24 protein-coding genes, 2 tRNA genes, 1 rRNA gene and 1 riboswitch are annotated in these 25,110 nt (G+C 46.9%); of the genes, 20 read left to right on the forward strand and 7 right to left on the reverse strand.

Translation table 11 applies throughout. The annotated features are described in order from the left end of the window. The 10 genes from rrf to thiH form a co-directional block, all read left to right on the forward strand. A 5S ribosomal RNA gene (rrf, locus tag D908_RS07370) occupies window positions 1-108 on the forward strand; the annotation flags it as partial. A 30-nt stretch (window positions 109-138) separates the two neighbouring features. Next, window positions 139-215 (forward strand) — tRNA-Asp (locus tag D908_RS07365). 31 nt (window positions 216-246) lie between these two features. Then, a tRNA-Trp gene (locus tag D908_RS07360) sits at window positions 247-323 on the forward strand. A 228-nt stretch (window positions 324-551) separates the two neighbouring features. Further along, on the forward strand, window positions 552-932 hold the full coding sequence (crcB, locus tag D908_RS07355; RefSeq protein ID WP_001131287.1) for a fluoride efflux transporter CrcB: 381 nt from the start codon (window positions 552-554) through the stop codon (window positions 930-932). 52 nt (window positions 933-984) lie between these two features. Next, window positions 985-1,083, forward strand: a riboswitch (TPP riboswitch). A 98-nt stretch (window positions 1,084-1,181) separates the two neighbouring features. Further along, the gene (thiC, locus tag D908_RS07350) at window positions 1,182-3,122 is read left to right on the forward strand and encodes a phosphomethylpyrimidine synthase ThiC (RefSeq protein ID WP_005525232.1); all 1,941 of its coding nucleotides are present in this window, start codon (window positions 1,182-1,184) and stop codon (window positions 3,120-3,122) included. Between the two features lie 2 nt (window positions 3,123-3,124). After that, window positions 3,125-4,381 (forward strand): thiamine phosphate synthase, encoded by a 1,257-nt coding sequence (locus D908_RS07345; RefSeq protein WP_032467643.1) that lies wholly within the window; start codon window positions 3,125-3,127, stop codon window positions 4,379-4,381. Continuing rightward, entirely contained in the window at window positions 4,371-5,138 is a 768-nt protein-coding gene (locus D908_RS07340) for a HesA/MoeB/ThiF family protein (protein WP_005525234.1), read from the forward strand. The genes D908_RS07345 and D908_RS07340 overlap by 11 nt, the downstream gene beginning before the upstream one ends. After that, the gene (gene thiS, locus D908_RS07335; RefSeq protein WP_000117301.1) at window positions 5,129-5,335 is read left to right on the forward strand and encodes a sulfur carrier protein ThiS; all 207 of its coding nucleotides are present in this window, start codon (window positions 5,129-5,131) and stop codon (window positions 5,333-5,335) included. The genes D908_RS07340 and thiS overlap by 10 nt, the downstream gene beginning before the upstream one ends. Before the next feature lie 4 nt (window positions 5,336-5,339). Beyond that, window positions 5,340-6,110 carry a thiazole synthase gene (locus D908_RS07330; RefSeq protein ID WP_005525235.1) on the forward strand — a complete coding sequence of 257 codons (771 nt, stop codon included), beginning with the start codon at window positions 5,340-5,342 and terminating at the stop codon, window positions 6,108-6,110. After that, window positions 6,107-7,219 (forward strand): 2-iminoacetate synthase ThiH, encoded by a 1,113-nt coding sequence (gene thiH, locus D908_RS07325; RefSeq protein WP_000009280.1) that lies wholly within the window; start codon window positions 6,107-6,109, stop codon window positions 7,217-7,219. The genes D908_RS07330 and thiH overlap by 4 nt, the downstream gene beginning before the upstream one ends. 149 nt (window positions 7,220-7,368) lie before the next feature. Here the strand turns inward: thiH and D908_RS07320 are convergent, their stop codons facing one another. Continuing rightward, window positions 7,369-9,162, reverse strand: coding sequence for an aminopeptidase P family protein (locus D908_RS07320; protein ID WP_005525236.1), 1,794 nt, complete (start codon window positions 9,160-9,162; stop codon window positions 7,369-7,371). Window positions 9,163-9,296: 134 nt separating this feature from the next. Further along, a complete protein-coding gene (locus tag D908_RS07315; protein WP_005525237.1) occupies window positions 9,297-10,238 on the reverse strand; it encodes a LysR substrate-binding domain-containing protein in 942 nt (313 codons plus the stop codon). 116 nt (window positions 10,239-10,354) lie between these two features. On the opposite strand from D908_RS07315, the gene D908_RS07310 reads away from it, so the two are divergent. Continuing rightward, window positions 10,355-11,548 carry a multidrug effflux MFS transporter gene (locus D908_RS07310; protein WP_032467644.1) on the forward strand — a complete coding sequence of 398 codons (1,194 nt, stop codon included), beginning with the start codon at window positions 10,355-10,357 and terminating at the stop codon, window positions 11,546-11,548. 103 nt (window positions 11,549-11,651) lie between these two features. After that, complete coding sequence (tsrA, locus tag D908_RS07305; RefSeq protein ID WP_000060368.1) at window positions 11,652-11,936, forward strand: H-NS-like global regulator TsrA; 285 nt, start codon at window positions 11,652-11,654, stop codon at window positions 11,934-11,936. Window positions 11,937-12,025: 89 nt separating this feature from the next. Here the strand turns inward: tsrA and asnC are convergent, their stop codons facing one another. Further along, window positions 12,026-12,490, reverse strand: a complete 465-nt coding sequence (asnC, locus tag D908_RS07300; RefSeq protein WP_001195096.1) for a transcriptional regulator AsnC — start codon at window positions 12,488-12,490, stop codon at window positions 12,026-12,028. Window positions 12,491-12,695: 205 nt separating this feature from the next. On the opposite strand from asnC, the gene D908_RS07295 reads away from it, so the two are divergent. The 3 genes from D908_RS07295 to D908_RS07285 all read left to right on the forward strand — a co-directional run bounded on the left by D908_RS07295 (window position 12,696) and on the right by D908_RS07285 (window position 16,223). Then, complete coding sequence (locus D908_RS07295; protein ID WP_235047366.1) at window positions 12,696-14,873, forward strand: sensor domain-containing protein; 2,178 nt, start codon at window positions 12,696-12,698, stop codon at window positions 14,871-14,873. Window positions 14,874-14,931: 58 nt separating this feature from the next. Beyond that, the gene (locus D908_RS07290) at window positions 14,932-15,717 is read left to right on the forward strand and encodes a class I SAM-dependent methyltransferase (RefSeq protein ID WP_005525248.1); all 786 of its coding nucleotides are present in this window, start codon (window positions 14,932-14,934) and stop codon (window positions 15,715-15,717) included. Between the two features lie 116 nt (window positions 15,718-15,833). After that, window positions 15,834-16,223 carry a hypothetical protein gene (locus D908_RS07285; protein WP_001129208.1) on the forward strand — a complete coding sequence of 130 codons (390 nt, stop codon included), beginning with the start codon at window positions 15,834-15,836 and terminating at the stop codon, window positions 16,221-16,223. A gap of 76 nt (window positions 16,224-16,299) precedes the next feature. On the opposite strand, the gene D908_RS07280 is transcribed toward D908_RS07285, so the two are convergent. Together D908_RS07280 and uspA are read right to left on the reverse strand one after the other, a co-directional pair. Then, window positions 16,300-17,187, reverse strand: coding sequence for a carboxylate/amino acid/amine transporter (locus tag D908_RS07280; RefSeq protein ID WP_005525250.1), 888 nt, complete (start codon window positions 17,185-17,187; stop codon window positions 16,300-16,302). Window positions 17,188-17,242: 55 nt separating this feature from the next. After that, window positions 17,243-17,668, reverse strand: coding sequence for a universal stress protein UspA (uspA, locus tag D908_RS07275; protein WP_000121734.1), 426 nt, complete (start codon window positions 17,666-17,668; stop codon window positions 17,243-17,245). A gap of 166 nt (window positions 17,669-17,834) precedes the next feature. Between uspA and ftnA the strand changes: the two genes are divergently transcribed. From ftnA to D908_RS07260, 3 genes are all read left to right on the forward strand, one after another. Continuing rightward, window positions 17,835-18,362, forward strand: a complete 528-nt coding sequence (gene ftnA / locus D908_RS07270) for a non-heme ferritin (protein WP_000951039.1) — start codon at window positions 17,835-17,837, stop codon at window positions 18,360-18,362. Window positions 18,363-18,437: 75 nt separating this feature from the next. Next, a complete protein-coding gene (gene uspB, locus D908_RS07265; RefSeq protein ID WP_005525253.1) occupies window positions 18,438-18,761 on the forward strand; it encodes a universal stress protein UspB in 324 nt (107 codons plus the stop codon). Between the two features lie 125 nt (window positions 18,762-18,886). Beyond that, window positions 18,887-20,074, forward strand: a complete 1,188-nt coding sequence (locus D908_RS07260; protein ID WP_005525255.1) for a BaiN/RdsA family NAD(P)/FAD-dependent oxidoreductase — start codon at window positions 18,887-18,889, stop codon at window positions 20,072-20,074. Between the two features lie 2 nt (window positions 20,075-20,076). Here D908_RS07260 and D908_RS07255 read toward each other — a convergent pair whose 3' ends face one another. Together D908_RS07255 and D908_RS07250 are read right to left on the reverse strand one after the other, a co-directional pair. Further along, on the reverse strand, window positions 20,077-21,615 hold the full coding sequence (locus D908_RS07255) for a methyl-accepting chemotaxis protein (RefSeq protein WP_005525257.1): 1,539 nt from the start codon (window positions 21,613-21,615) through the stop codon (window positions 20,077-20,079). 78 nt (window positions 21,616-21,693) lie between these two features. Further along, entirely contained in the window at window positions 21,694-22,605 is a 912-nt protein-coding gene (locus D908_RS07250; protein ID WP_005525259.1) for a DMT family transporter, read from the reverse strand. Between the two features lie 123 nt (window positions 22,606-22,728). Between D908_RS07250 and rmuC the strand changes: the two genes are divergently transcribed. Continuing rightward, the gene (gene rmuC / locus D908_RS07245) at window positions 22,729-24,261 is read left to right on the forward strand and encodes a DNA recombination protein RmuC (protein WP_005525261.1); all 1,533 of its coding nucleotides are present in this window, start codon (window positions 22,729-22,731) and stop codon (window positions 24,259-24,261) included. Between the two features lie 44 nt (window positions 24,262-24,305). After that, a complete protein-coding gene (gene ubiE, locus D908_RS07240) occupies window positions 24,306-25,088 on the forward strand; it encodes a bifunctional demethylmenaquinone methyltransferase/2-methoxy-6-polyprenyl-1,4-benzoquinol methylase UbiE (RefSeq protein ID WP_005525267.1) in 783 nt (260 codons plus the stop codon). Window positions 25,089-25,110: the final 22 nt, after the last annotated feature.

The raw sequence follows: 25,110 nt of genomic DNA on the forward strand, positions 1-25,110 counted from the left end.
CATAGCGTTTTGGACCCACCTGACTCCATCCCGAACTCAGAAGTGAAACGAAACAGCGTCGATGGTAGTGTGGGGTCTCCCCCATGTGAGAGTAGAACATCGCCAGGCTTTAATTTAGCACCAAGCGCTAACCAATGCGGAGCGGTAGTTCAGTTGGTTAGAATACCGGCCTGTCACGCCGGGGGTCGCGGGTTCGAGTCCCGTCCGCTCCGCCACTTATTTAGAGCTTAGGCTCACAAGAACAACAGGGGTGTAGCTCCAATTGGCAGAGCAGCGGATTCCAAATCCGCGTGTTGGGAGTTCGAATCTCTCCACCCCTGCCATATATATAACCTCAGCAGAAATGCTGAGGTTTTTCTTTATCTACTACTTTCCGCAGCTCTAACTGGTTATTTTTATAGCCAAGTGACTCCTGTAACTTTTTCCATCTAACTTCCTTTCCTATCTCTTTCTTCATATATTTTTCTTTGTCTCTCACTATTTTGCTGAAATTTCGCATGTTATTCCTACAAATGTATAAAATAGCAACTTGCGAACAAAAGGGGATAACGATGCCATTGTCTATGTTGGGTTTTATTGCGTTGGGTGGTGCAATTGGTGCATGTGCTCGTTTTCTGGTGTCTGAAGTCTGTATCACTCTCTTTGGTCGAGGTTTTCCGATTGGGACGTTAACCGTCAACGTGGTTGGTTCATTTGTCATGGGCGTATTGATTGCTTGTATTGAAAATGAATGGTTAGGACCTTATCCATGGAAGCAAATCATTGGCTTCGGTTTCCTTGGCGCTTTAACCACATTTTCGACTTTCTCTATGGATAATGTGTTACTAATGCAGCAAGGGGCTTTTCTTAAGATGGGAGCGAATGTACTGCTCAATGTCATTTTGAGTATTTCTGCTGCTTGGCTTGGTTTTCATTGGTTAATAAAAAGTTGATTGATGACACAGTCATTTTACTTGGTTAACTAATAAGCTTTATCTATAATGCTTCCACTTGTCGGAGTGCCATTGGGCTGAGACCGTTTATTCGGGATCCGTTGAACCTGATCAGGTTAATACCTGCGAAGGGAACAAGAGAAGACTCTCTTAGGTGTCCTATTTATTTTTAGGGATCCTACCTGTCTACTCACCTCTCATAGCATCTTTCCGTCAAGCATTTCTCCCTCATAATTAAAAGGAAATGCTATGTCGAATCGCAAACAAGCAAGACTGGAAGCCAAACGTTTTATTGATACTCTTTCAGTTGAACCATATCCAAACTCTCAAAAGACGTATCTTGTAGGCTCTCGCGCTGATATTCGTGTGCCTGTGCGTGAAATCACTCTCAGTGATACTTTAGTCGGTGGAAGTAAAGATGCGCCGATTTTTGAGCCCAATGAGCCGATCTGTGTTTACGATACCTCGGGTGTTTATACTGATCCTGAGCATGATATCGATCTCTATAAAGGGCTCCCTAAGCTGAGAGAATCATGGATTGAAGCGCGTCAGGATACACAGATTCTGCCTAGTATGAGCTCTCATTTTACACGTGAACGCTTGGCAGATGAAACGCTTGATGAACTACGTTATGGCCATTTGCCACGCATCAGGCAGGCCCAAAATCAGCGTCGTGTTACTCAGTTACATTATGCTCGACAAGGCATCATCACTCCTGAAATGGAATTCGTGGCGATTAGAGAAAACTCTCGTCGTCTGTCTTATCAAGACCCGAATTTGACCCAGCAGCATACTGGGCAAAACTTTGGTGCACACCTTCCGGATCTCATTACCCCAGAGTTTGTACGCCGTGAAGTCGCAGAGGGTCGAGCAATCATACCGTGCAATATTAATCACCCAGAATCCGAGCCTATGATTATTGGCCGCAACTTTTTGGTGAAGGTTAATGCCAATATTGGTAATTCTTCGGTTAGTTCTTCTATTGAAGAAGAAGTAGAAAAGCTAGTGTGGGCAACTCGCTGGGGGGCTGATACGGTCATGGACCTTTCCACAGGGCGAAATATTCATGAGACACGTGAGTGGATTCTACGCAATAGCCCTGTGCCGATTGGTACCGTACCTATGTATCAAGCGCTTGAGAAAGTGAACGGAATTGCAGAGAACCTTAATTGGGAAGTGATGCGTGACACTTTGCTTGAACAAGCTGAGCAAGGTGTAGATTACTTTACGATTCATGCTGGATTGTTGCTGCGTTATGTGCCTATGACAGCCAAACGCGTTACGGGGATTGTCTCTCGTGGAGGCTCTATCATTGCTAAATGGTGCCTCTCTCATCATCAGGAGAACTTCCTTTATACCCATTTTCGTGAAATCTGTGAGATATGTGCGCAATATGATGTTGCTCTTTCTTTAGGTGATGGACTTCGTCCCGGCTCAATAGCTGATGCTAACGATGAAGCACAGTTTTCTGAATTGCGTACGTTGGGTGAATTAACCAAAATCGCATGGGAATACGATGTTCAAGTCATGATTGAAGGCCCTGGGCATGTACCTATGCATTTGATTAAGGCGAATATGGATGAGCAGTTAAAGCATTGTCATGAAGCTCCATTCTATACACTTGGCCCTCTAACCACGGATATTGCACCGGGCTATGATCACATTACTTCTGGTATCGGCGCAGCAATGATTGGTTGGTTTGGTTGTGCCATGCTCTGCTATGTAACGCCTAAAGAGCACCTTGGGTTACCAAATAAAGAAGATGTTAAAACCGGGCTGATTACTTACAAGCTAGCGGCTCATGCTGCTGATTTGGCTAAAGGACATCCGGGTGCGCAAATTCGCGATAATGCATTGTCAAAAGCACGTTTTGAGTTCCGTTGGGAAGACCAATTTAATTTAGCCTTAGACCCAGTCACTGCTCGTGCCTTTCATGATGAAACCTTACCTCAAGAATCTGGCAAAGTAGCTCACTTCTGCTCTATGTGCGGCCCCAAATTCTGCTCTATGAAAATTTCACAAGAGGTGAGGGACTATGCGAATAACCAGCAGGTATCTGACATTTCTGTAATTGAAGTGACGGCACCCGATCAACTAGCGCAAAAAGGGATGCAAGAGAAGTCACGAGAATTCTTAGCCTCAGGCGCACAGCTCTATCATCCACTAGTGAAAGATGTGGTTGAGGAGTGATGGTGACTCGGCTTGTCTTTCCCCGTAGCTCCGTTGAATTAATTGGACGCGTGCAATATGTCTTGCTGCAAGCCAAAGAACAAGGATTCGATATTCAAAATATCAGTCTAGATGTTGCTACTAGCGATTGTTTTGTTTTAGAAGCTGAATCCACTTTACGAATTGGTTGTGACTTGTGCCCTTGTGAGGGCACTTCGGAGCTGTTGGATTATTACTTGCAATACTTGTCAGAGCATCGAGATATTGAGGCTCGCTGTAAAGTAAAAATTGGCCTTCATTCTCACAGTGACCTTGGAGTAGACGAATGGCAAGTAGAGGAAAACTTTTGTCAGTGTATTACTTACCCATCACTTATATCTAATTGTCAATTAGATCAGCATGTTGCCTGGGTTTTGGCTATGTTGACATTAGGTTTTCCTATTGAAGATGCATTGTGCGTTGCGCGTGCAGCAGTGTCTCAGAAACAGGATGTTTCACGTGAAACGTGGCCGATAAATCTGGAGTCTTTTCCTTCCGTCCATTCAGGCTCAGAATTACAGTCAACCAAAGGATTTCCAGCCATAGATAAATCTCAATTTACTCTTTATCCGGTTGTCGATGATGTGAGTTGGATTGAATTGCTACTTAAATTAGGTGTTAAAACCGTTCAACTGCGCATAAAAGATCCGATGCAAGTCGATTTGGAAGAGCAAATTGTGCGAGCAATAGATCTAGGTCGGGAATACAACGCGCAAGTTTTTATCAATGATTACTGGCAGCTTGCCATCAAGCATAAGGCCTATGGTGTACACCTCGGGCAAGAAGATCTCACCACTGCTAATTTAACTGAACTAGCACAAGCAGGTTTAAGACTTGGTCTTTCGACGCATGGATATTACGAACTACTCAACGTGGCATGTTTACAGCCTAGCTATATTGCTCTTGGCCATATTTTTCCTACCACAACCAAGCAAATGCCTTCCAAACCACAAGGGCTAGTGCGCTTAGCTGCTTACCAAGGATTAGCGAATCAGCTTTCATATCATGGGCAGAAAGGAATGCCTACAGTGGCTATTGGTGGTATTGACCATTCAAATATTGAGGAAGTCCTTCGCTGTGGAGTGACATCGGCTGCGGTCGTGCGAGCTATTACCCAATCCGCCAATCCAGCTCTTGCTGTCCATCAACTGATGTTTGCTTTTGGTGGGCTGAAGGAAAGTGAGCTTAGAAAACAAGCTAAGTCTTACAATATGGAATGGGAGGCGAGCAATGTTGAGTGATCAACAGTTTATCCGCTATCAGCGTCAGATTAGTCTTGTCGAAGTGCAAGAAAACGGCCAACAAAAGTTAATCAACGCACGTGTTCTGATCGTTGGTTGTGGTGGGCTTGGTAATGTTGTTGCCTCTTACCTAGTTGGTGCTGGCGTTGGGCAAGTGATAATTGCCGATGGTGATGAATTGGAAGTACACAACCTGCATCGCCAGATCTGTTATCGCGAGGAGCAACTAGGAAGCAATAAAGCAGAAGCACTGGCACACCACTTGAGATCTTTGAATTCTGACGTTCGTGTACGGACGATCGCTCGACGCCTAGATGAGACGATTCTAGGTCTGGAGATTGGAAATGTAGATCTGGTCATTGATTGCAGCGATAACTTACCAACTCGCCATATGATCAACCGAGTGTGTTTCTCTGCTCAAGTTCCATTGGTGAGTGGAGCCGCAATTGGTTGGGAAGGGCATCTGATGGCCTTTGACTATTCGCATGATTCGCCTTGTTATCACTGTGTTGTTCCCGATATTGCTGATAGACAAAGTTGCCGTGACCAAGGTGTTATTGGGCCTGTAGTTGGGATGATTGGCAACGGGCAGGCTCTTCTTGCACTGCATTTCTTGCTCGATAAAACACGCTTCCCAGCAGGCCAATTCATGCGTTTTGGTGGCAAGCAGTTGAGTTGGCAGAAGCTTCAACTCCATCAAGATAAGGCTTGCCCTGTGTGCAGTGTGGTATCAATGGAGGAAGTGACATGTCAGTAACTATTTATCTTAATCAGCAAGCCATTGAGCTCATTGCATCTAGTTCTTTGCGACAGCTACACAGTCAGTTAAATCTGCCTACACAAGGTTGTGTGTTTAGTATTAATGGGCATGTTGTTCCCAAGAGTGAGTGGGAACAAACCATGCTGAGTACGGGTGATCAAATTTCCTTATTCCAAGCGATAGCAGGAGGCTAGTCAGATGCTTAACATTGCAGATAAGACATTCAATTCGAGATTATTTACCGGCACCGGGAAGTTCTCCAATCGACATGTAATGGCTAAAGCACTGGCTGCTTCTGGTTCAGAGCTGGTCACTATGGCGCTAAAGCGAATTGATTTGGTTCAGCGAGATGACGACATTCTTGCTCCGCTATTGGATATGAAGATGAATTTGTTGCCGAATACATCGGGTGCAAAAAATGCGGCAGATGCAGTTTATGCGGCGCAATTGGCACGAGAAGCATTAGGAACAAATTGGCTGAAGTTGGAAATCCACCCGGATCCGAAATACTTAATGCCTGACCCTATTGAAACATTGGCTGCGGCTGAACAGTTAGTGAAGTTAGGGTTTACGGTTTTACCTTACTGTCATGCAGACCCTGTGTTATGTAAAAGATTGGAAGAGGTTGGCTGTGCGGCGGTAATGCCACTAGGTTCTCCAATCGGCAGCAATCAAGGCCTAGCATCGAAAACATTCCTCGAAATCATCATAGATCAAGCGAATATCCCCGTTATCGTTGACGCAGGAATTGGCTCACCATCGGATGCGGCATTGGCGATGGAATTGGGGGCGGATGCTGTATTGGTTAACACTGCTATAGCGGCTGCGAGGGATCCTATCGCCATGGCTCAGGCATTTAAGCTTGCCGTCGAGGCGGGGAGAATCGCGTATGAGTCAGGTATGCCATCCAGAGTGAAAGCGGCAGCTGCTTCGAGTCCGTTAACTGGATTTTTGGATTTCGTATCATGAGTTTCATGCAGCATTTTCAACAATTGGACTGGGATGATTGTCGCCTCTCTATCTACGCAAAAACTTCGCGAGATGTTGAACTGGCTTTATCTTCTCGGAAGAGGTCGTTAGAGGATTTTAAAGCCCTGATTTCTCCTGCCGCTGAGCCTTATCTGGAGGCCATGGCTCAAGCTGCTTATCAAGCGACTCGACAGCGATTTGGTAATACCATGTCGATGTATATACCTCTCTATCTTTCTAATCTTTGCTCTAATTCGTGTACCTATTGTGGTTTTTCGATGGATAACCGTATCAAGAGAAAGACGTTGAATTTGGAAGATGTGGAGCGTGAAATCGCTGCGATTAAAATGATGGGTTTTGATAACGTCTTACTGGTTACTGGAGAGCACGAAACTAAAGTTGGAATCGAATATTTTCGCCAAGTACTGCCTATCATCAAGAAGGCTTTCAACTACGTTGCAATGGAAGTTCAACCATTGCAGCAAGAAGAGTATGAACAGCTAATCGGGCTTGGGTTGGATGCCGTGATGGTTTATCAGGAAACCTATCATCCATCAACCTATGCTCAGCATCATCTACGTGGCAATAAAACCGATTTCCAGTATCGGCTCGAAACTCCCGATCGATTAGCAAAAGCGGGGATCGACAAAATTGGTATTGGTGCGCTAATCGGTTTAGAAGATTGGCGGACGGATTGCTTTTTTGTTGCCGCTCATCTGGACTATTTAGAGCGTCATTACTGGAAAACGCGCTACTCGATTTCATTTCCTCGGTTACGACCTTGTGAGGGAGCGTTGCAACCCAAATCGGTGATGACAGATCGACAGTTGGTTCAGTTAATCTGTGCTTACCGCCTGTTGAACGGTGAAGTAGAGCTTTCTCTTTCCACTCGAGAATCTCCCGTATTCCGTGATCAAGTCGCAAAACTTGGGGTGACGTCGATGTCGGCGGCTTCTAAAACTCAGCCGGGTGGATACTCAGACCCTAAGGTGGAGTTGGAGCAGTTTGCTGTCAGTGATGAGCGTTCTGCCGCAGAAGTGAGTGCGGCGTTAATGCAGCAAGGCTTACAAGTGGTTTGGCAAGATTGGCATCGAGCTTATTCGGGCTAATGTTTCACGTGAAACCAACTTGGTTTTAATTAGTTTGTTAAAAGCAAATGCTACTTACTTAAAAGTTATAGATAAAAGAAAACCGCCAATCGGCGGTTTTCTTTTATCTGTAGGTTCTTGCTAAACACATCAAACCCGTTGGCATTGAGTTATGGATGGCTCAGTGGTGAAGTTGCTTGAGCAAGCCATTGACGAGTCGCTTCGTCTTTGATGAGCGGACTTACTTCATCCCATACTTTTTGGTGGTATTGGTTGAGCCAGTTTAGTTCTGGTTTGGTGAGTAAATTCACCTCGATAGCACGCTTATCGATAGGGCAACGAGTCAATGATTCAAAACCCAGCACAGAGAAATCACCCTGTGTGTCGAACTCAGTCACTAACTCTAAGTTCTCGATACGAATACCGAAAGCATCTGCTCGGTAATAGCCAGGTTCATTGGAAAGCACCATGCCAGGGCGCAAAGCCACACTGTTGGGAACTTTTGAAATGCGTTGTGGGCCTTCATGGACACTCAAGAAATGTCCCACACCATGGCCTGTACCGTGGTCATAGTCAAAACCATGTGCCCACAAGTGCTGTCTGGCGAGAACATCCAGTTGCGAGCCTGTTGTCCCTTTCGGGAAACGCGCGCGAGCAAGAGCGATGTGTCCTTTGAGTACCAAAGTAAACTGCTGCTTCATCTCATTGCTCACTTCACCAACCGCAATAGTACGAGTGATATCGGTAGTGCCATCTGTGTACTGGCCACCTGAATCGACCAAGTACAGGCTATTCATTGAAAGTTGCCCTGGCTGAACTTGATTCTGATGATTGTAATGACACATGGCGGCATTTGTACCCGCGGCTGAGATCGTATCGAAGCTTAAGTCCGCGAGAGTGGGATCTTGGCGTCGGAAAGCTTCAAGCTGATCGGCTAAGTATGCTTCATTGTGCAGGCGATCGTTAGCCACTTCATCATCTAACCAAGCTAGAAATTGCACCATTGCCGCACCATCACGAACATGACAAGCACGTATGCCAGCTACTTCAACACTGTTTTTGGCTGCTTTAGGCAATAAGCACGGATCAGCTTCATTCACTAACTCAGCTCCAGCATTTTGCAAAGTGAGCGTGAACCATGCATTGCTGGTTGCTGAATCAAGCATCACACGACGGCCAGCCAGTTGGCGTAGTTGTGCTTCAAGTTGCTCTGGATGGTGAACACGAACCGTACCCTCGACATGAGCATTAAACCCATCAGCCAAGCGAGTTGGGTCGAGGAAGAAATCAACACTACTGTCGCTGTGAACGATAGCGTGAGAAAGCAAAACGGGTAGGCGTGAGACATCTAAACCACGGATATTGAGTAGCCACGCGATCGAGTCAAGTTCAGTGAGAACAACGCAATCTGCAATTTTTTCACGCAGGGTATTGGCGATCAACTGACGTTTTTCCAGACTCGTTTGGCCTACGCTAGAAAATGGCATTAAGCGCATTTCAGAAACCACTGGTGCTGGGCGATCAGTCCATAGTAAATCGATGGGATTACCAGTTACCGGAGTCAGTAACACTCGGCCAGCCAAGTGTTTTTGCGCTTGAGTGAGCCAGCTACCACGATGCATGCGTGGATCGTAGCCAACTTTAGAACCTTGAGGCAGCGTTTGCACTAGCCAAGACAAGTAAGGCTCTTCAATTAAATGGCGATATTCAAACAGTTCAGCAGACACTTGTTTGCGAACCTGAACGGTATAACGGCCATCAACAAAAATCGCCGCGTGATTGGTAGCGACGATGGCGGCACCCGCTGAACCAGTAAAACCCGTTAACCAATGCAGGCGTTCGTTGTGTTCCGGAACGTATTCACCGAGGTACTCATCTTCGTGAGGAATGATGAAAGCGTCGAGTTGTTGAGTCTGTAACCAACGGCGAAATTTCGCTAGGCGCTGAGAATGAGAGTTTGACATCTGAGGTTATCCTTTTTCTAAACAGTCCTTTGTTATGGCTTGCGGTATTGTCCATGTTGAGAGAATTCCGCAAGTGGACGAGAGCGAATAAGCTACTCCTTTTACTTACACTGCGCAAATATCCAACTATGCTTTCAGCGTAAATGAAGTGTATTGGTTTGTATCAATTCACGTAACCAACGTAATGCTGGGTCACTTTCTCGGTCTCTATGCCAAAAAAGGGTATAAGCCATTGGCGGAAGTTCGAAAGGTAAAGGAAGCTCAACCAATCCCAGCTGTTTGGCTACCAATTGAGTAAAATGGCTCGGCGCGGTAAACACAAAATCAGTGTATGTGCATAGGCTCGCTGCACTATTGAAATCCGGAACTGTGATCGCGATGTCTCGCTGACAGCCAATATCCGCTAAACGATAGTCCAATAACCAGCGATCATTACCGTCACAACGCACTTGTACATGGCGCTGATTCAAATATGTGGTGAGATTCCATTCTTGCTTTAACAGGGGATGATCACGACGTATCACGCAATGCTGTTGATCTCGAAACAACTCTTGTTCACAAATGTCCGAAGGCGGCAGCATAGTCAGCTTGGCGTCATTAATATCTATATCTTTACCTGTTAGTCCAAAATCGAGTTCACCGACTTGTAATTTACGAAAGGTTTGATCATTCCACGAGTGGGTACTGATACTCAGATTTGGGCCGTGATGAAAAATTGTTGGCAAAAAGAATGGCATGATGAGTGGGTAAGCACTTTCAACTGCAGCGATTTGGAAACGATACTCGCTGGTCTGCGGAGAGAAATGCGCTGGCTGCGTGAGTAGCTCAAGCTGATTGATTAGCACATCGAGCTTAGGTTTCAAGAACAATGCTTTGGGAGTGGCGTTTAACCCGTGGGAAGTACGTACAAATAATGGGTCATCAAACTGTTCACGTAGTTTTGCCAGTGACTTACTGACTGCTGATTGACTTAGACATAAACGTGCAGCTGCACGTGTCACACTTAACTCTTCGATGAGCACTTTCAAACACACCAGCAAGTTGAGATCGATGCGTGCCAATTTTTCAATTTGCATGAGTTTTTCCAAATAAGAATAACAGCAATGACGATATGCCACTGTTTAGCATATCTTGCAGCACGTATCATGTATCGAACTTTAAAATTGAGTCGGAGTGTGAAGTGAAACAAGCAATGCCTAATCAGGTCAGTAAACAGCAAATGGTATTACTGACGTTTTTGGTTTTATTTAGCCCATTGGCGATTGATATCTACTTACCGGCATTGCCACAAATATCGCAAGCGTTTCACGTGGAACACGCGTTAGCGCAAGACACAATTACCTGGTTTTTGTTTGCTATGGGCGTAGGCCAACTGTTTGCTGGCCCATTGGCTGACAAGTACGGTCGTCGAACTGTTGCATTAGGAGGCATCACCATCTATGCATTGAGTGCTTTATTGGCGTGGAGTGCTCAAAGTATCGAATGGATGTTGATGGCTCGGCTACTACAAGGCTTAGGAGCGTGTGCAACCTCCGTAGCAGCTTTTGCAACAGTTCGCGATTTATTCGGTCCGCAGAAAAGCGGCAAGATGATTAGCTATCTCAACGGAGCAATCTGCTTTATTCCGGCACTGGCACCGATTCTTGGTAGCTGGTTGACGCAGCAATTTGGTTGGCGTGCTAATTTCAGCTTTATGGCAATTTTTGCTTTGTCGGTTGGTTCGATAATCGCGTTGCGTTTGCAAGAGAGCAATCCGAATGCTGGAGGCGCACGTCCGGCTGTTTTTAAGCTTTCTCGTTACGCAGCCGTTCTGAAAGAGCCTACTTTTCTGTTCCACGCGACGTTGTGCCTATTAGCTATGGCCGTCATCTTAGCCTATGTAACCTCAGCGCCTGTGATCTTAATGGAACGCCTAAACTTGAGCATGAATGAGTTCACGTTATGGTTTGGGTTAAATGCACTGGTGAATATTATCGCGTGTATGGCTGCTCCTAAGATGATGGACAAGCTCGGCACTCGAATTACGCTGATCATCGGTATCATGACGTTATTGATTGCTGGCGTGATGATGGTTGCGATGCAGATGGTGCAAGCACCGCTCGCATTCATGTTTCCCATCTTTCTATCATCAATCGGTTTTGCTTGGATCCTAGGGGCAGCAGCAGGAAAAGCCTTGGCTCCCTTTGGTGATAAAGCAGGTACGGCAGCAGCATTGCTTGGTTTATTCCAAATGAGTGGTGCAGGTTTGCTGGTTGGAACATTGCAACGTTTTATGCCTGAACCGCAATTGATGATCGGTTTGACCATGTGGTTAGCTGCACCCGCTATTCTTATCCTGATCTCACCCATAGGCTCCCGTTGGCATACTAGAGCCTATGAGTGTTGATTGAACAAGAGAAATTCACGCTGAGGCTATTTTACTCAGCGTGTATCCTGTGTATATTGTCTGCCACTTCGATACCGTTTAACCGTTTGGAATTCAATACACCATGTCTCTAACCACCTATGAAATGGCTCGCATTCTGGAACAACTTGATGAATCTCCAGAAAAGGTGATGTTCGGCAAGTTGCTTAATGAATTAGGTAATCAAAGCAGCGAACGCATTCGCAGTGCGGCAAAGCAAGTGCCACTCACTGTGCTGCGTGATCTGGTTTATCAATTTCAGCAAGTGATTGAATCGCGCAAAGGTGAGCAAGTAGAAACCATGGCCAAAGAAATGGCTAAACAAGGTATTTCTGCGGAAGAACTGCTGAACTATCTACAGAAGCGCTAATTCTTAGCTATCACGCCTATGGCATCTTTTCAGCCTTGTTATTGATGAATAACGAGGCCGATGTGTCAGAGAGCGAAGAATAAAAGTCGCTAAGGGTTTACGTTACGGTTGATTGGATTCTGTAAAGAAATCAGTGTTTCTGTGGATTGCACTTCATCAATGGCTTGCAGTTTATCGATCAGTACGTGCTGTAATTCTTCAATTGAACGACACATCAATTTCACGAAAATGTTATAAGCCCCAGTGGTGTAGTAAGCCTCAACTACCTCATCAAGCGCATTCAGTTTCGCCAGCGCAGAATGATAGTCGCGCGCGGCATTCAAGTTAATCCCGATAAAGCAGCAAACGTCGTAGCCGAGTTTCTTGGTATTCACCACAACTTCAGTGCCTTGAATAATATCGGCCGCTTTCATCTTCTCAATTCGCACGTGAATCGTAGCTGGACTAACATTAAACTGCTTGGCCATTTCTGCGTAAGGCGTACGAGCATCATCCATCAGAATTTTCAGGATGGCACGATCCAGGTCATCAAGTTTGGTGTGGGTGGTTTGCATGATCCTTCCTGATAGGCTGCCGACTTGAAATAAAGTGCGCTGATTTTATCACCATTAATGCCATTCTTTAACCTTGGAGTCAGTCTTGAGCTCGCTGCGAACGTTTTGTATCAAATACGGAAAACCCTTGATATTAGGGCTGGGTTTTTGCACGTTTGAAGTCATCGCTCAAGAGCAAACATTGCCTATTAGCGCAGCAGAATTGATGCATAAGACGGCAGGGCAATTTCAATGGAACAGTGAGCAAGTGGGGAGCACTGTGTTGTGGATCGTCTTAATCACGACGATCCTTGGCTTGTGCATGACAGTGGTGCGCCAACATCACTACACACAACGTTTACGCAATAACCAAAAATTACTCGAATCCATTTTTGATCAGAGCACGCATTACATCGGCATTTTTGATTTGGAAGGAAGGCTCATTTCTTGTAACGGCAAATTACAACATTTGCTGTACCGACATGGGGAGAGCTTGCTCAGGCCGATTTGGCAGCATAAGGGATGGGAAGATTCAGCGGTGGAGCACATTCAGAATTACTTTGCTGAATCTTTACCGCAAACACGGCTCTTTAATGCTGAAATCTGGCACCCAGATTATGGTGCGATTGTGCTGGAGTGTCAGTTCAAGCCGATGCCAACACGTGAAGAGTCGCAAATCTTACTGGAAGCTCAGGACATTACTTGGCGCAAAATCACAGAGGATAAATTGTTCCAACGTGAAGCTGGGCTTCGTCATTACTACGATCAACAGCCGGTTATGATGTTAACGCTTGATGAGCGTAACCACATTCAACAAATCAACCAGTTTGCAGAGCAGCTTTTGGGCTATCCAGCAGACGCTATGCTTGGTCACCACATCCGCGATTTTTATCAAGATGATGAAGCTTTAACACCAAGGCAGATGCTGTTGTTGCCAAGTCGCAACGCTTCTTCGGTTTGGCGGAGAGAGGTGTGTTATCGCCATCATTCAGGTGAAGTGGTTTGGGTGCGTGAAAATATTCGCCCTTTGGTTGAAACGGGGACGTTGCTGATTGTTGGTGAAGATATTTCAGAAACCCGTCAACTGGCTGATCAACTCGCTTACCAAGCACGTTATGACTTGTTGACTCATACCCTAAACCGTAACCAGTTTGAGTTGGAGTTGGCGAAAGCGCTGAAAGAAACCGAAAGCCAACTAAGAACCCACGCCATGCTCTATCTGGATCTTGACCAGCTCAAAGTGCTTAACGATACCGCAGGCCATGATGCTGGTGATGGCGCTATCCAATTCTGTGCCAGTATGTTGGAAGAAGTGTTGCCCTTTAAAGCGACATTGGCACGCATGGGCGGTGATGAATTTTCAGTTTTATTGCGCGATTGTACTGAGCGTGATGCTGAGTTGGTGGCACAAAACATCATTCATGCACTCAGTGAAGTTCCGTTTGTGTGGGAGCACATCCGTTTTAATCTGACTTGTTCGATTGGCATTCGCATGATTGACCATACCGCAACGTCACCACAAATGGTGCATGCACAAGCAGATACCGCCTGCCATGCGGCGAAAGAAGAAGGACGAAACCGCTTTAACCTGTATCGACAGGATGATGCGGATTTGCGCCGCCGCCAATTGGAGATGGAGTGTGTAAACCTAGTGCATGATGCCTTGGCCAATGAGCGAATTGAACTGTTTGCACAACGTATCGTGCCACTCAACCAACCCGATCTACAGTTGCATTTTGAAGTGTTGATGCGGATTAAGAACGCGGCGGGAGAGTATGTTTCGCCGGGTATTTTCGTGCCAGCTTCTGAGCGTTATAACCTAGCACATCGGCTTGATCGGCAAATTGTGGAACAAACCCTAAGCTGGTTAGAAGTGCGCCCAGAAGTGGTTGATAAACTGGGGCGAGTTTCCATTAACCTTTCCGGTAACTCGATAGGCAACCCTGATTTTGTCGCCTTCCTGCTTGATCGCTTGGGCAATAGCCAGATCTCATGCAGCAAAGTCTGTTTTGAAATCACGGAAACTGCCGCAATGCGTAATCTCAATCAAGCCATTGCAGTCTTGTCGCAATTGAAGGGATTGGGATGTGTGTTAGCACTGGACGATTTTGGCTCAGGTCTCTCTTCGTTTGGATATTTACAAAAACTGCCAGTAGATATCGTGAAAATTGATGGCATTTTTGTGTGTGACATGGACCAAAACGAGATGGATCGTTTAATGGTGCGTTCGATTCATGAGCTGACCAAACAGATGGGCAAAACCACTGTTGCGGAGTTTGTCGAAAACGAGCAGATTTTGCAGGCATTGCAGTTGATCGGCGTGGACTATGCGCAGGGATACTTGTTCAGTCGACCGCAACCCATTGCTGATTTGGTTGCTGAGCAGCTTAAAGAGAAAGCGTAGGGTTTGCCGACAAAATCCGCTACACTGAGCGCCGTTTTGTCTAGGTTTCGGAGTTCCCTTGTTCATACAACTGATTTGCGAAGCGCCACACCGTGCGCAAGAGTTGGAGCAGATTGCTGCGCGCTGGCAACTGCAAGCCAGTGATGGCAGTGTGTTCGCTTTGGTATTAACCGAGGAACGCCTTGAACTGCGCAAATTAGATGAACCCAAGCTCGGGGCAATTTACGTTGATTGGGTGGAAGGTGCTGTAGCCCATCGCCGCAAATTTGGTGGTGGCAAAGGGCAGGCAATTGCGAAAGCGGCGGGCCTTAATAAAGGTGTTACTCCTGTGGTGCTGGATGCGACAGCCGGTTTAGGACGTGATGCGTTTGTGTTGGCTTCCTTAGGTTGTCGAGTGCAAATGGTTGAGCGGCATCCAGTGGTGGCAGCCTTACTGGAAGATGGCTTACAACGCGCCAAACAAGACAACGAAATTGGAGCTTGGGTGAGTGAGCGCATCAGTTTACTGCACGCTTCAAGCCATGATGCTTTACTGCAACTTGCCGCCGATCCGAATTTTATTTCCCCAGATGTGATCTATCTTGACCCTATGTATCCTCATCCTGAGAACAAAAAGAAAAGCGCTCTCGTCAAAAAAGAGATGCGGGTTTTTCAATCTCTGGTAGGGGCTGACAATGACGCAGATGCTCTACTTGAACCTGCGCTGCAACTGGCGCAAAAGCGAGTCGTCGTGAAACGGCCAGACTACGCACCGTGGCTACAAAATCACAAACCCAGCATGGCGATTGAAACCAAGAAAAATCGCTTTGATGTTTACGTGCTTGCCGCAATGGATGTTGAGTAACCAGCCTCAACGCGACCATTATTCGTCAAGAAAGGCTAAGCTAATCGAACTTGTTTTTTGCGATTAACCACGTAATATGCGCCTGAGAATAATTCGTATTTTAGCTGGAGTAGTCAGTGGCTAAACGTCTATGCAAACTCAGTCGCAATGAGATTGCGACCTCCCTTGGCGAAATTGAACGCTTAGTGGCTGAGCCGCAGTTTCTGTGCCGAGCCTGTGCTCGTGTGGCCGCCGATAAAAAAAGCCTGTGCAAGCCGCAAGCTTTGAGTGCGAAGTCTCCTGCTGCCAATATCTCCGCGTTATCGGAAATAGAAACCAATACCGGCGTGGCGAGTTTATTGCCGAAAGGCAGTTTGAAGAAACAGCAGAAGTTTCATAAGAAACTGGAAAAAGTGCTGAAGAAGCAGCGTAAACTGATGAAAAAACAGCAACAGCTGGAAGGTAAAGTCGCTCAGACCAATCCCGCACTGGTTCATGAAATCGCTGCTCAAGTTAGTATGCATTAAGCTTGAAAAGCCGATAAGGATTAAGCAAAAGCCCATCATTCGATGGGCTTTTGTGTTTTAGGCGATGAGAGTTTGCTTAGGCTAAGTTTTGGCGTTGATAATCACGCTCAACACGGCGTTTTACCCAAGTCTCATTGATCCACAGTGAGGCCAAGATAATCGCGCCACCAAAGGATAGGCGAACCAAGTCCACATCGCGGTTCCAAATCAGAATGTTCACCACCAAGCCAGCAGGTACTAAAGCATTATTCATCACAGCTAAAGCGCCTGCATTTACCAAGCAAGCTCCTTTGTTCCACGCAAAGTAGCCAAGGCCAGAAGCAATCAGTCCTAAATAGAGCAAAATACCCCACTGGAGTTGAGTGGTCGGCAATTTAGCGGGGTTACCAAGCAGTAAGAAAGCGACACTCGCCACCACGAAAGCACCAAGATAGAAATAACCAAACACCGTATGTTGCGGCAGGGAAGTCTGTTCGCGCTCCATCAGGTATTTGTATCCGACTTGGCCAATCGCAAAGCAGAGGTTGGCACCTTGAACGACGAAAAATCCAGTGAGGAAATTCTCATTAACACCTGCAAACTTAATCACTACCGCACCCAATACTGCAATAATTGCAGTGACCAAATACCAAGGTGAAAAACGACCTTTGAGAAAATCGTAAATCAAAGTGACATAAATCGGGGTGAAAACGGTGAACAGCAGCACTTCCGGTACTGAGAGCAGCAAGAAAGATTGATAGTAAAAACAGTACATCAAGCCGAGCTGAATACCGCCAATCGCCATCAATTTGGCAATCAGTGCGCGTGGTACACCTTTAAAGCGTAGAAATGGAATGAAGACTAGGCTCGCGAGAGCCACTCGCATCCAAACCGCAAACCAAGAATCGACCTGACCGGCTAAATAGACGCCGATCAGGCTAAATGAAAATGCCCATAACAGGGTGACTGCAGAGAGATAAACCATAACGCTATTGAATGAGTGAATGGAATCCGCAGTCTACCCGAGTATTTTCTGTTCGTCAGTCGTTGAGTGGTACGACTAACATATCCACCGGAGAACTGTTAATCAGCTGACGCGTTGAAGAGAGCAGTTTGCTCCAGAAATCTTGGTGATGACCACACACCAATAAATCAACGTTAAATTCGCTGATGGTTTCGCATAGTTCATTCGTCAAATCGCCACTGCCGACCAGAGTATGCTTGATAGGGTAATTCGCATGTTGCGCCAAATCTTGCAGCTGCTTTTGCGATGCTTCCATGGCGTGATGCTGAGTTTCGGCCAAATTAATATCGATAAGGCCGGTGTATAGCTCGGCGTAGTTAACGTCGATATGGATGAACGACACTTCCGCATTGAGTGGTTTGGCCAAAGCGACCGCTTTTTCAACCAGCAGTTTGCTGTCGTCAGATAGATCTACCGCAACCAAAAGATGTTGATAACTCATTGTACGGACTCCTTTTCGGGTGATTAAACACAGCGTAGCACTGGATTGGCGATTTTTTTGTCGCAGCGATCTCAGTTTGATGGCGATGACTTGGGGTATGGCTACAATAACCAGCGAACATGCTATAGTTCGTTCAAATAGTTACAGTGAATTAGGAGCTTTTTTTATGTTGTCGCAAGCGATGGTTGAGCATCTCAATGAGCAAATTAACCTCGAATTTTTTTCATCCAATCTATACTTACAAATGAGTGCTTGGTGTGAAGACAAAGGATTTGATGGTGCTGCAGAGTTTTTACGCGTTCATGCGGTAGAAGAGATGCAGCACATGCAACGTCTGTTCACCTATGTGAGCGAGACGGGAGCACTACCAATCCTTGGTGCGATCGCTGCGCCACGCCACGAATTTGCTTCACTGGGTGAAGTGTTTCGTGAGACGTACCAACATGAACAGAAGATCACGCAACAGATTAACAAACTGGCTCATGTGGCGTTCACCTCTCAAGATTACTCAACATTTAACTTCCTTCAGTGGTACGTGGCTGAACAGCACGAAGAAGAGAAGTTGTTTAAAGGGATTTTAGATAAGCTGGAACTGGTTGGTGAAGATGGTAAGGCGTTGTTCTTCATTGATAAAGATTTGGCTGCATTGGCAAAAAAAGGCTCATCTTCTGTGATGGATGCTCCTGCTGAGTAAGATCGGCAAAAAGACAAACTGAAGCGATCGTCTTTTTCTCTGGGCATTCTCAACACAAGATGTAGGGAGGAAAAGATGATCAGTGGAGATACCATTCTCTTTGCGCTCATGGTGGTGACTGCGATTAACTTAGCTCGTTATGTGACTGCACTGCGCTCGCTTATTTACATCATGCGTGAAGCCCATCCACTCCTTTATCAACAAGTTGATGGTCGGGGCTTTTTTACCACACATGGCAACATGACCAAGCAGGTACGTTTGTACCATTACCTGAAAAGTCGTGAGTATCACCATCATCATGATCCTGTGTTTACTGGCAAATGTGATCGGGTACGTGAGCTGTTTATTTTGTCCGGTTCGCTACTGGTTCTGACCACTGTCGTCGCATTTATGCTCTAATCGCGTGCATTTGCCATACATTGGCATTGCGTTGGCATAGTGGCGATTTGCCGTTAGAATAGCCGCCCAAGTGAGTAAGGATGTGCACTCAGCACATCCTTTTTTTATGGTATTAGGTGGCAGTGATGAGCAAGAAAGTCGATGTAGTGATAATTGGCGCGGGTGCAGCAGGTTTAATGTGCGCGGCGCAGGCGGCACAACGTGGCCGTCAGGTATTGCTGCTCGATCATGCCAAAAAACCGGGGCGTAAAATTCTGATCTCTGGTGGTGGCCGTTGTAATTTCACTAATTACGATGTCTCTGCCGCCAACTACTTGTGCCAAAACCCGCATTTTGTGAAATCTGCGCTTTCGCAATACACCAACTGGGATTTCATCTCGCTAGTAAGCAAATACGGTATTGCTTATGAAGAGCGTGATCATGGCCAGCTGTTTTGCCTTGATTCGGCCAAAGAGATTGTCGATATGCTGCTGAGCGAGTGTAACCAACCGAATATCGAGCAGCGTTATCAAGTTGAAATCAGTGCGATAGCCCAAACGGAGCAAGGCTTTACTCTACAAACCACCATTGGCGACATTGAGTGCGCTTCGTTGGTGGTCGCGACGGGTGGTTTATCGATGCCGAAATTGGGCGCAACACCATTTGGTTACAAGATTGCTGAGCAGTTTGGCTTGCCAGTGATCAGCACCACGGCAGGCTTGGTGCCATTTACTTTGCATGTGCAAGATAAGGAAGATTTCGCGCCGTTATCTGGGATTGCGATTCCGGTGGAGATGAGCGCGGAATGCGGCAAAACCTTCAAAGAGGCCTTGTTGTTTACTCATCGCGGCTTATCTGGGCCTGCTGTGCTACAAATCTCGTCCTATTGGACGCCGGGACAAACCATCACCACCAATTTAGTGCCGGACGTGGATTTGGCTGAGCTGCTGAATAGCGAAAAAGAAGCGCACCCGAATCAGACCTTGAAAAATACCTTATCGAAAGTGCTACCAAAGCGTTTGGTTGAAGTGCTGATTGAGCGCCAACTGTTTGCCGATAAACCGTTGAAACAGTATTCCCCGAAAGAGCTTGAAGCATTGCAAACCAGTTTAGAACAGTGGTCGATTGTGCCAAACGGCACCGAAGGCTATCGCACCGCAGAGGTGACACTCGGTGGCGTGGATACCGATTGTCTGTCATCAAAAACCATGGAATGCAAAACCGTGAAAGGTCTGTTCTTTGTCGGTGAGGTGATGGATGTAACGGGCTGGCTCGGCGGCTATAACTTCCAATGGGCTTGGTCTAGTGGCTACGTCGCCGGCCAGTGGGTTTAACTCTAAGATTTAAATGATAAGCCGAGCGCTGCCATGGCATCGGCTTTACTTTTCACATCCAATGCCAATCCTGCTACGGATTGAGCATCTTGCAGTGTGCGAGTCGAAGCATCTTTAATATTGAGCAGGTTCTGATTGATCTCTTTGGCGACGATACTTTGCTGCTCCGCAGCGGTGGAGATTTGTGTTGCCGCATCATCAATGCTGCTAATGGCTTGATTCAAGGATTGAATCTCTGAGCGGGTTTCCTGCGTAGTATGAATACAGGCATTGGCGAGCTGTGTGCCGCTGTTCATGGTATTTTTGAGCTGTTGTAGTGCATCCAGAATCTCCTGCATTGACACTTGGATCCCTTCTGTCGCTTTGTGGGTGCGTTGGCTTAATGCGCGCACTTCATCAGCAACCACGGCAAAGCCTCGACCTTGTTCTCCGGCACGAGCTGCCTCAATCGCCGCATTCAGTGCTAACAGGTTGGTTTGGTCGGCAACGCCCAAAATTTCCGTCATTACTTGGCCAATCGCAGCGATTTTTTCCGCCATAACCTCCGTATTGGCCGACGAAGCTTCAACCTCTTTAACCAAGCGAGCGACTTGCTGTTCGGTAGTGTCGATCTGCTTCGCTGCATGGTGACAAAGTTGGGTGGCTTGATGGACTTGTTCTGAAGAATGGCTGCTATTACGTGCCACTTCGGCAATGGTTGCTACCATCTCTTCCACGGCTGTGGAGATCGTTTCTAGCTCTCCATTTTGTACTTCAGCACTTTGGCTGGAGCTGCGTGAAATCAGTTCTAACTCTTTCACTTTATCGCGCAATGAACGGCTAGCATCTAATACTCGGCCTAAAATGGTGCGGTTGCGCCCCTCATCCATTAACAGATGAAACTCCGCTTGGTTGCTTGGGGTGTCGCAATACACCCAGCGTGACACGCTATCGTATTGCTGGCGTAACTGTTCATTGAAGTGGGGTTGATAAATGATCTCGCCATAGAAAAGCAAAAGGTAAACCGCTGGGATCAATAAACACCAATAGGGAGAGTAGGAAATCGTAGCGAAGGCGAGAACAACCGTGATTAGTAGCGTCAGCAGCAGTTTCTGCACAACAGAAAGGGTGATTATTGGTGTAATGCGTTGGCCGTTTTGAATGGATCGATAGGCTTTTTCTGCACGTTCACGAACTTTAGGGGCAAGTTGGCGACGTACAGATTGGTAGCCCACTAGCTGGCCTTTTTCATAGATGGGAGTGACAAAAGCATCGACCCAATAGTAGCGGCCATCTTTACAGCGATTTTTTACCGCTCCGCGCCAAGCGTGTTTGAGTTTCAGGTGATCCCACAAATCCTGAAAAGCCGCTTTAGGCATATCAGGATGACGAATGATGTTGTGGTTTTTGTGAAGCAACTCTTCAGCGGTATAACCCGCAACTCGGCAAAATGCCTCATTCGCGTAAGTGATAATGCCACGAGTGTCAGTGGTGGAAACCAATTCGACATCGTTGGCAAAGGTCACTTCTTCGTTGATCACGGATTGATTACGGCGATTCATCATCACCTCCTAAACACTAGCCTTGTGTTTAAAGTGTAATCAATTCCCACCGTTCTGCTGGTGTGGTTAACTTTTTTACTAAGAGGGAGAACTGGCCGCTGTCGAGCGCGCGGCTTTGCCTTTCCACTGTTGTATCACTAAGCCCGCAATAATCAGCACCAAGCCGATCAAGGTGGTTGGGTGGATCGCTTCGCCAATGATGGTGGCAAGCAGGAACAATGAGATAAAAGGCGAAGCAAAAATCAGGTTGCTGATGCGCGCGGTATTCTGGGTATTTTTCAGCGCGCTGAGCCAAAGCACGAAAGTGATCCCCATTTCAAACAGCCCTACGTAAGTGACTGCTAACCAACCTTGAGTGGTGATACCTTGCCAATTGAGGTTTTCATACCAACACAGAGCCAGTGCAAACGGGATTGCCAGCAGAAAGCCGAGTAACACACCGACAATAGGGTCGGCTTTGTTTTTGGTATTGAGAATCCAATATCCTGCCCACAGCAGAGTAGACAGCAGCGCTAGGCCAACACCGAGTGGACTTTCAAACTGCAAACCGAGCAGATCGCCTTTTGTGGCGATCACCACCACACCGAGATAACTCATGGCACAGGCGATCCAATCTTGTTTACGAATGCGTTGGCCGAGAAACAGTGCAGCCATCAAGGTGAGAGTAATCGCCCAACTGTAGTTGATTGCTTGAGCTTGTGAAGCGGGTAGCAGCGAATAGGCTTTAAATAAAATCAGGTAATACGCGAGTGGGTTAATCAGTCCGAGCAGCAGGTAGTAAAACGGGTTAGCCAGCAAAGTGGGGACGATCAGTTTAAGTTTGCCCATTGCAGCACAAATCACCAGTAAAGCCAGTGCGGAGACTATGCTCGCCACGGTCACCATTTGCAGCGGGTTCAACTCAGCCAGGGTCAACTTAAAAGCAGTCGCCACGGTTGACCACAGCAACACAGAAGCCAGCCCTAAGCCCAACGCGCGTTTCTCATTCATCCTGAATTTCTCTTATTCTTGTTTGTCGCTAGTCTACGGGGAGAATAAACGCGCAACAAACTGGACATTTATCCAGTGTCGAAATACCATTTTGATCGAGATAAATCACAGTAAGTGTTCAACATGCAATGGATTTTTGAAAATCAAACCGCATTGTGGTCGGCTTTAGTGAGCGCGGGTGCAACAGGGGCTGCGATGGGCTGGTGGGTCAAGCAGCGCTACCAACTGAAAACCCAATTGCTCGAGCAACAACTTGAGCAGCAAAGCCACTGGCATGCGCAGCAAATTCAGCAACTTAACGAGCAACTCACCACCGCGCAGCAGGAGTTGGATGAGCTGGATGCGTTACGTGACAAAAATGAGTTTGAGCTGAAACAGTTGCACGGCAAGTTAATGGCAGTGCTGGAAAAGCTGCGTTACTTTGAGGCGGTGAAACAAGAACGTCAGCAATACGCCGATGAGCTTAACCAAGTTCGCGCCGCGAAAGCCGAATTGGAAGGCCAATTACGTGAACAAGAGGCGCGCCATCAGCAGCAATTGGTGGCGAGCCAAGAAAAATTGCAGTTGCTTGAACGGGCTGAAGAGCGTCTGAAACAACAATTCGAGCATCTGGCCAATCAAGTGTTTGAACACAAAACTGCGACGGTGGATGTGCAAAACCGCCAAAGCTTGGAAGGCTTGCTCAGCCCACTCAAAGAGCAGCTCGAAGGCTTTAAAAAGCAGGTCAATGATAGCTTTAACCACGAAGCCAAAGAGCGCCACACCTTAGTGCATGAACTGCGTAACTTGCAGCGCCTCAACGAGCAGATGGCCAAAGAAGCGGTCAACCTGACGCAAGCACTGAAAGGCGATAACAAACAGCAAGGCAACTGGGGCGAAGTGGTGTTGGCGCGCGTGTTGGCGGAATCTGGGTTGCGTGAAGGGCATGAATACCAAACCCAGGTCAGCTTACAAAACGAAGCGGGCAAGCGTTATCAGCCAGATGTAATTGTGCATTTACCGCAAAACAAGCAGGTGGTGATCGACTCGAAAATGGCCTTAGTAGCGTACGAACGTTACTTCCATGCCGAAACCGATAGCGAGCGAGATAGTGCATTACGTGAGCACTTACTTGCGCTACGCAACCACATTCGTGGGCTTGGCCAGAAAGATTACCATCAACTCAAGGGCATTCAGAGCCTCGATTATGTGCTGATGTTTATTCCGGTTGAACCGGCCTTCCAAGTGGCGATTCAAGCCGATCCGAGTTTGGTCAAAGAGGCGATGGAGCAGAACATTATTTTGGTCAGTCCAACCACCTTGCTGGTGGCATTGCGCACCATTGATAATTTATGGCGCAACGAGCGGCAGAACCAAAATGCTCAGGTGATCGCAGAACGTGCCAGCAAGCTGTACGATAAGCTGCGCTTGTTCGTAGAAGATATGGAAGGACTGGGCGGCGCATTGGATAAAGCCAACCAGAGTTATCAAGGGGCGATGAATAAGCTGGTGACTGGGCGTGGTAACGCCATTCGTCAGGCGGAAAGCTTCAAACAGCTGGGGGTTGAGATCAAACGCTCTATCGCTCAGCCATTGATTGAACGCGCACAACAAGCGCCGGATCAGGAAAATGCCCCTTTAGTAGAAAGACATCCGATTGAGGATAAAGTAAACTAACCGCCCGCAGTCGCCGCAGTGATGACGGCCAAAGAGGAAAAATAATGACGGACACCAACGTGCTAGTAAATTCTGGACTAAACAATCAGGAAACGACCCACTTCGGGTTTGAAACCGTACGTAAAGATGAAAAAGTACATAAAGTCGCGCAAGTGTTTCACTCTGTGGCGGCCAAATACGACATCATGAATGACTTGATGTCAGGCGGCATTCACCGTTTATGGAAGCGCTTTACCATTGATTGTTCAGGCGCACGTCCGGGACAACGTATCCTCGATTTGGGTGGTGGCACGGGTGATTTAACCGCCAAGTTTTCACGCATCGTTGGCGACAAAGGCCATGTCATTTTGGCGGATATCAATAACTCTATGCTCAATGTTGGCCGCGATAAACTGCGCGACATTGGTGTGGTCGGCAATGTGCATTACGTACAAGCCAACGCCGAAGAGTTACCTTTTCCAGACAACTATTTTGACTGCATCACCATCAGTTTCTGTCTGCGTAACGTGACTGACAAAGATAAAGCGCTGCGTTCGATGTTCCGCGTACTGAAACCCGGCGGCCGTTTGTTGGTGCTGGAGTTTTCTAAGCCGATCCTCGATCCGCTGTCTAAACTCTACGACACGTACTCATTCCATATCCTGCCTAAGATGGGACAGTTGATCGCCAATGATGCGGACAGCTATCGCTATCTCGCTGAGTCTATCCGCATGCATCCGGATCAAGACACACTGAAAGGCATGATGGAAGACGCAGGCTTTGAACAAACCACGTATTACAACCTGACCGGCGGCATTGTGGCGCTGCATCGTGGTTACAAATTTTAAGGGCTGCTATGTCATTGCTTGC

Source organism: Vibrio mimicus CAIM 602, assembly GCF_000338875.1.
Classification (GTDB): Bacteria; Pseudomonadota; Gammaproteobacteria; order Enterobacterales; family Vibrionaceae; genus Vibrio; species Vibrio mimicus.

Coding starts and splice junctions, on each gene's coding strand:
- uspB (WP_005525253.1), top strand. CDS start 18,438: ATGATCAGTGGAGATACCATTCTCTTTGCGCTCATGGTGGTGACTGCG.
- D908_RS07340 (WP_005525234.1), top strand. CDS start 4,371: ATGTTGAGTGATCAACAGTTTATCCGCTATCAGCGTCAGATTAGTCTT.
- thiC (WP_005525232.1), top strand. CDS start 1,182: ATGTCGAATCGCAAACAAGCAAGACTGGAAGCCAAACGTTTTATTGAT.
- D908_RS07295 (WP_235047366.1), top strand. CDS start 12,696: ATGCATAAGACGGCAGGGCAATTTCAATGGAACAGTGAGCAAGTGGGG.
- D908_RS07320 (WP_005525236.1), bottom strand. CDS start 9,162: ATGTCAAACTCTCATTCTCAGCGCCTAGCGAAATTTCGCCGTTGGTTA.
- uspA (WP_000121734.1), bottom strand. CDS start 17,668: ATGAGTTATCAACATCTTTTGGTTGCGGTAGATCTATCTGACGACAGC.
- thiH (WP_000009280.1), top strand. CDS start 6,107: ATGAGTTTCATGCAGCATTTTCAACAATTGGACTGGGATGATTGTCGC.
- D908_RS07315 (WP_005525237.1), bottom strand. CDS start 10,238: ATGCAAATTGAAAAATTGGCACGCATCGATCTCAACTTGCTGGTGTGT.
- D908_RS07260 (WP_005525255.1), top strand. CDS start 18,887: ATGAGCAAGAAAGTCGATGTAGTGATAATTGGCGCGGGTGCAGCAGGT.
- rmuC (WP_005525261.1), top strand. CDS start 22,729: ATGCAATGGATTTTTGAAAATCAAACCGCATTGTGGTCGGCTTTAGTG.
- D908_RS07330 (WP_005525235.1), top strand. CDS start 5,340: ATGCTTAACATTGCAGATAAGACATTCAATTCGAGATTATTTACCGGC.
- D908_RS07280 (WP_005525250.1), bottom strand. CDS start 17,187: ATGGTTTATCTCTCTGCAGTCACCCTGTTATGGGCATTTTCATTTAGC.
- ubiE (WP_005525267.1), top strand. CDS start 24,306: ATGACGGACACCAACGTGCTAGTAAATTCTGGACTAAACAATCAGGAA.
- crcB (WP_001131287.1), top strand. CDS start 552: ATGCCATTGTCTATGTTGGGTTTTATTGCGTTGGGTGGTGCAATTGGT.
- asnC (WP_001195096.1), bottom strand. CDS start 12,490: ATGCAAACCACCCACACCAAACTTGATGACCTGGATCGTGCCATCCTG.
- thiS (WP_000117301.1), top strand. CDS start 5,129: ATGTCAGTAACTATTTATCTTAATCAGCAAGCCATTGAGCTCATTGCA.
- tsrA (WP_000060368.1), top strand. CDS start 11,652: ATGTCTCTAACCACCTATGAAATGGCTCGCATTCTGGAACAACTTGAT.
- ftnA (WP_000951039.1), top strand. CDS start 17,835: ATGTTGTCGCAAGCGATGGTTGAGCATCTCAATGAGCAAATTAACCTC.
- D908_RS07250 (WP_005525259.1), bottom strand. CDS start 22,605: ATGAATGAGAAACGCGCGTTGGGCTTAGGGCTGGCTTCTGTGTTGCTG.
- D908_RS07255 (WP_005525257.1), bottom strand. CDS start 21,615: ATGAATCGCCGTAATCAATCCGTGATCAACGAAGAAGTGACCTTTGCC.
- D908_RS07310 (WP_032467644.1), top strand. CDS start 10,355: ATGCCTAATCAGGTCAGTAAACAGCAAATGGTATTACTGACGTTTTTG.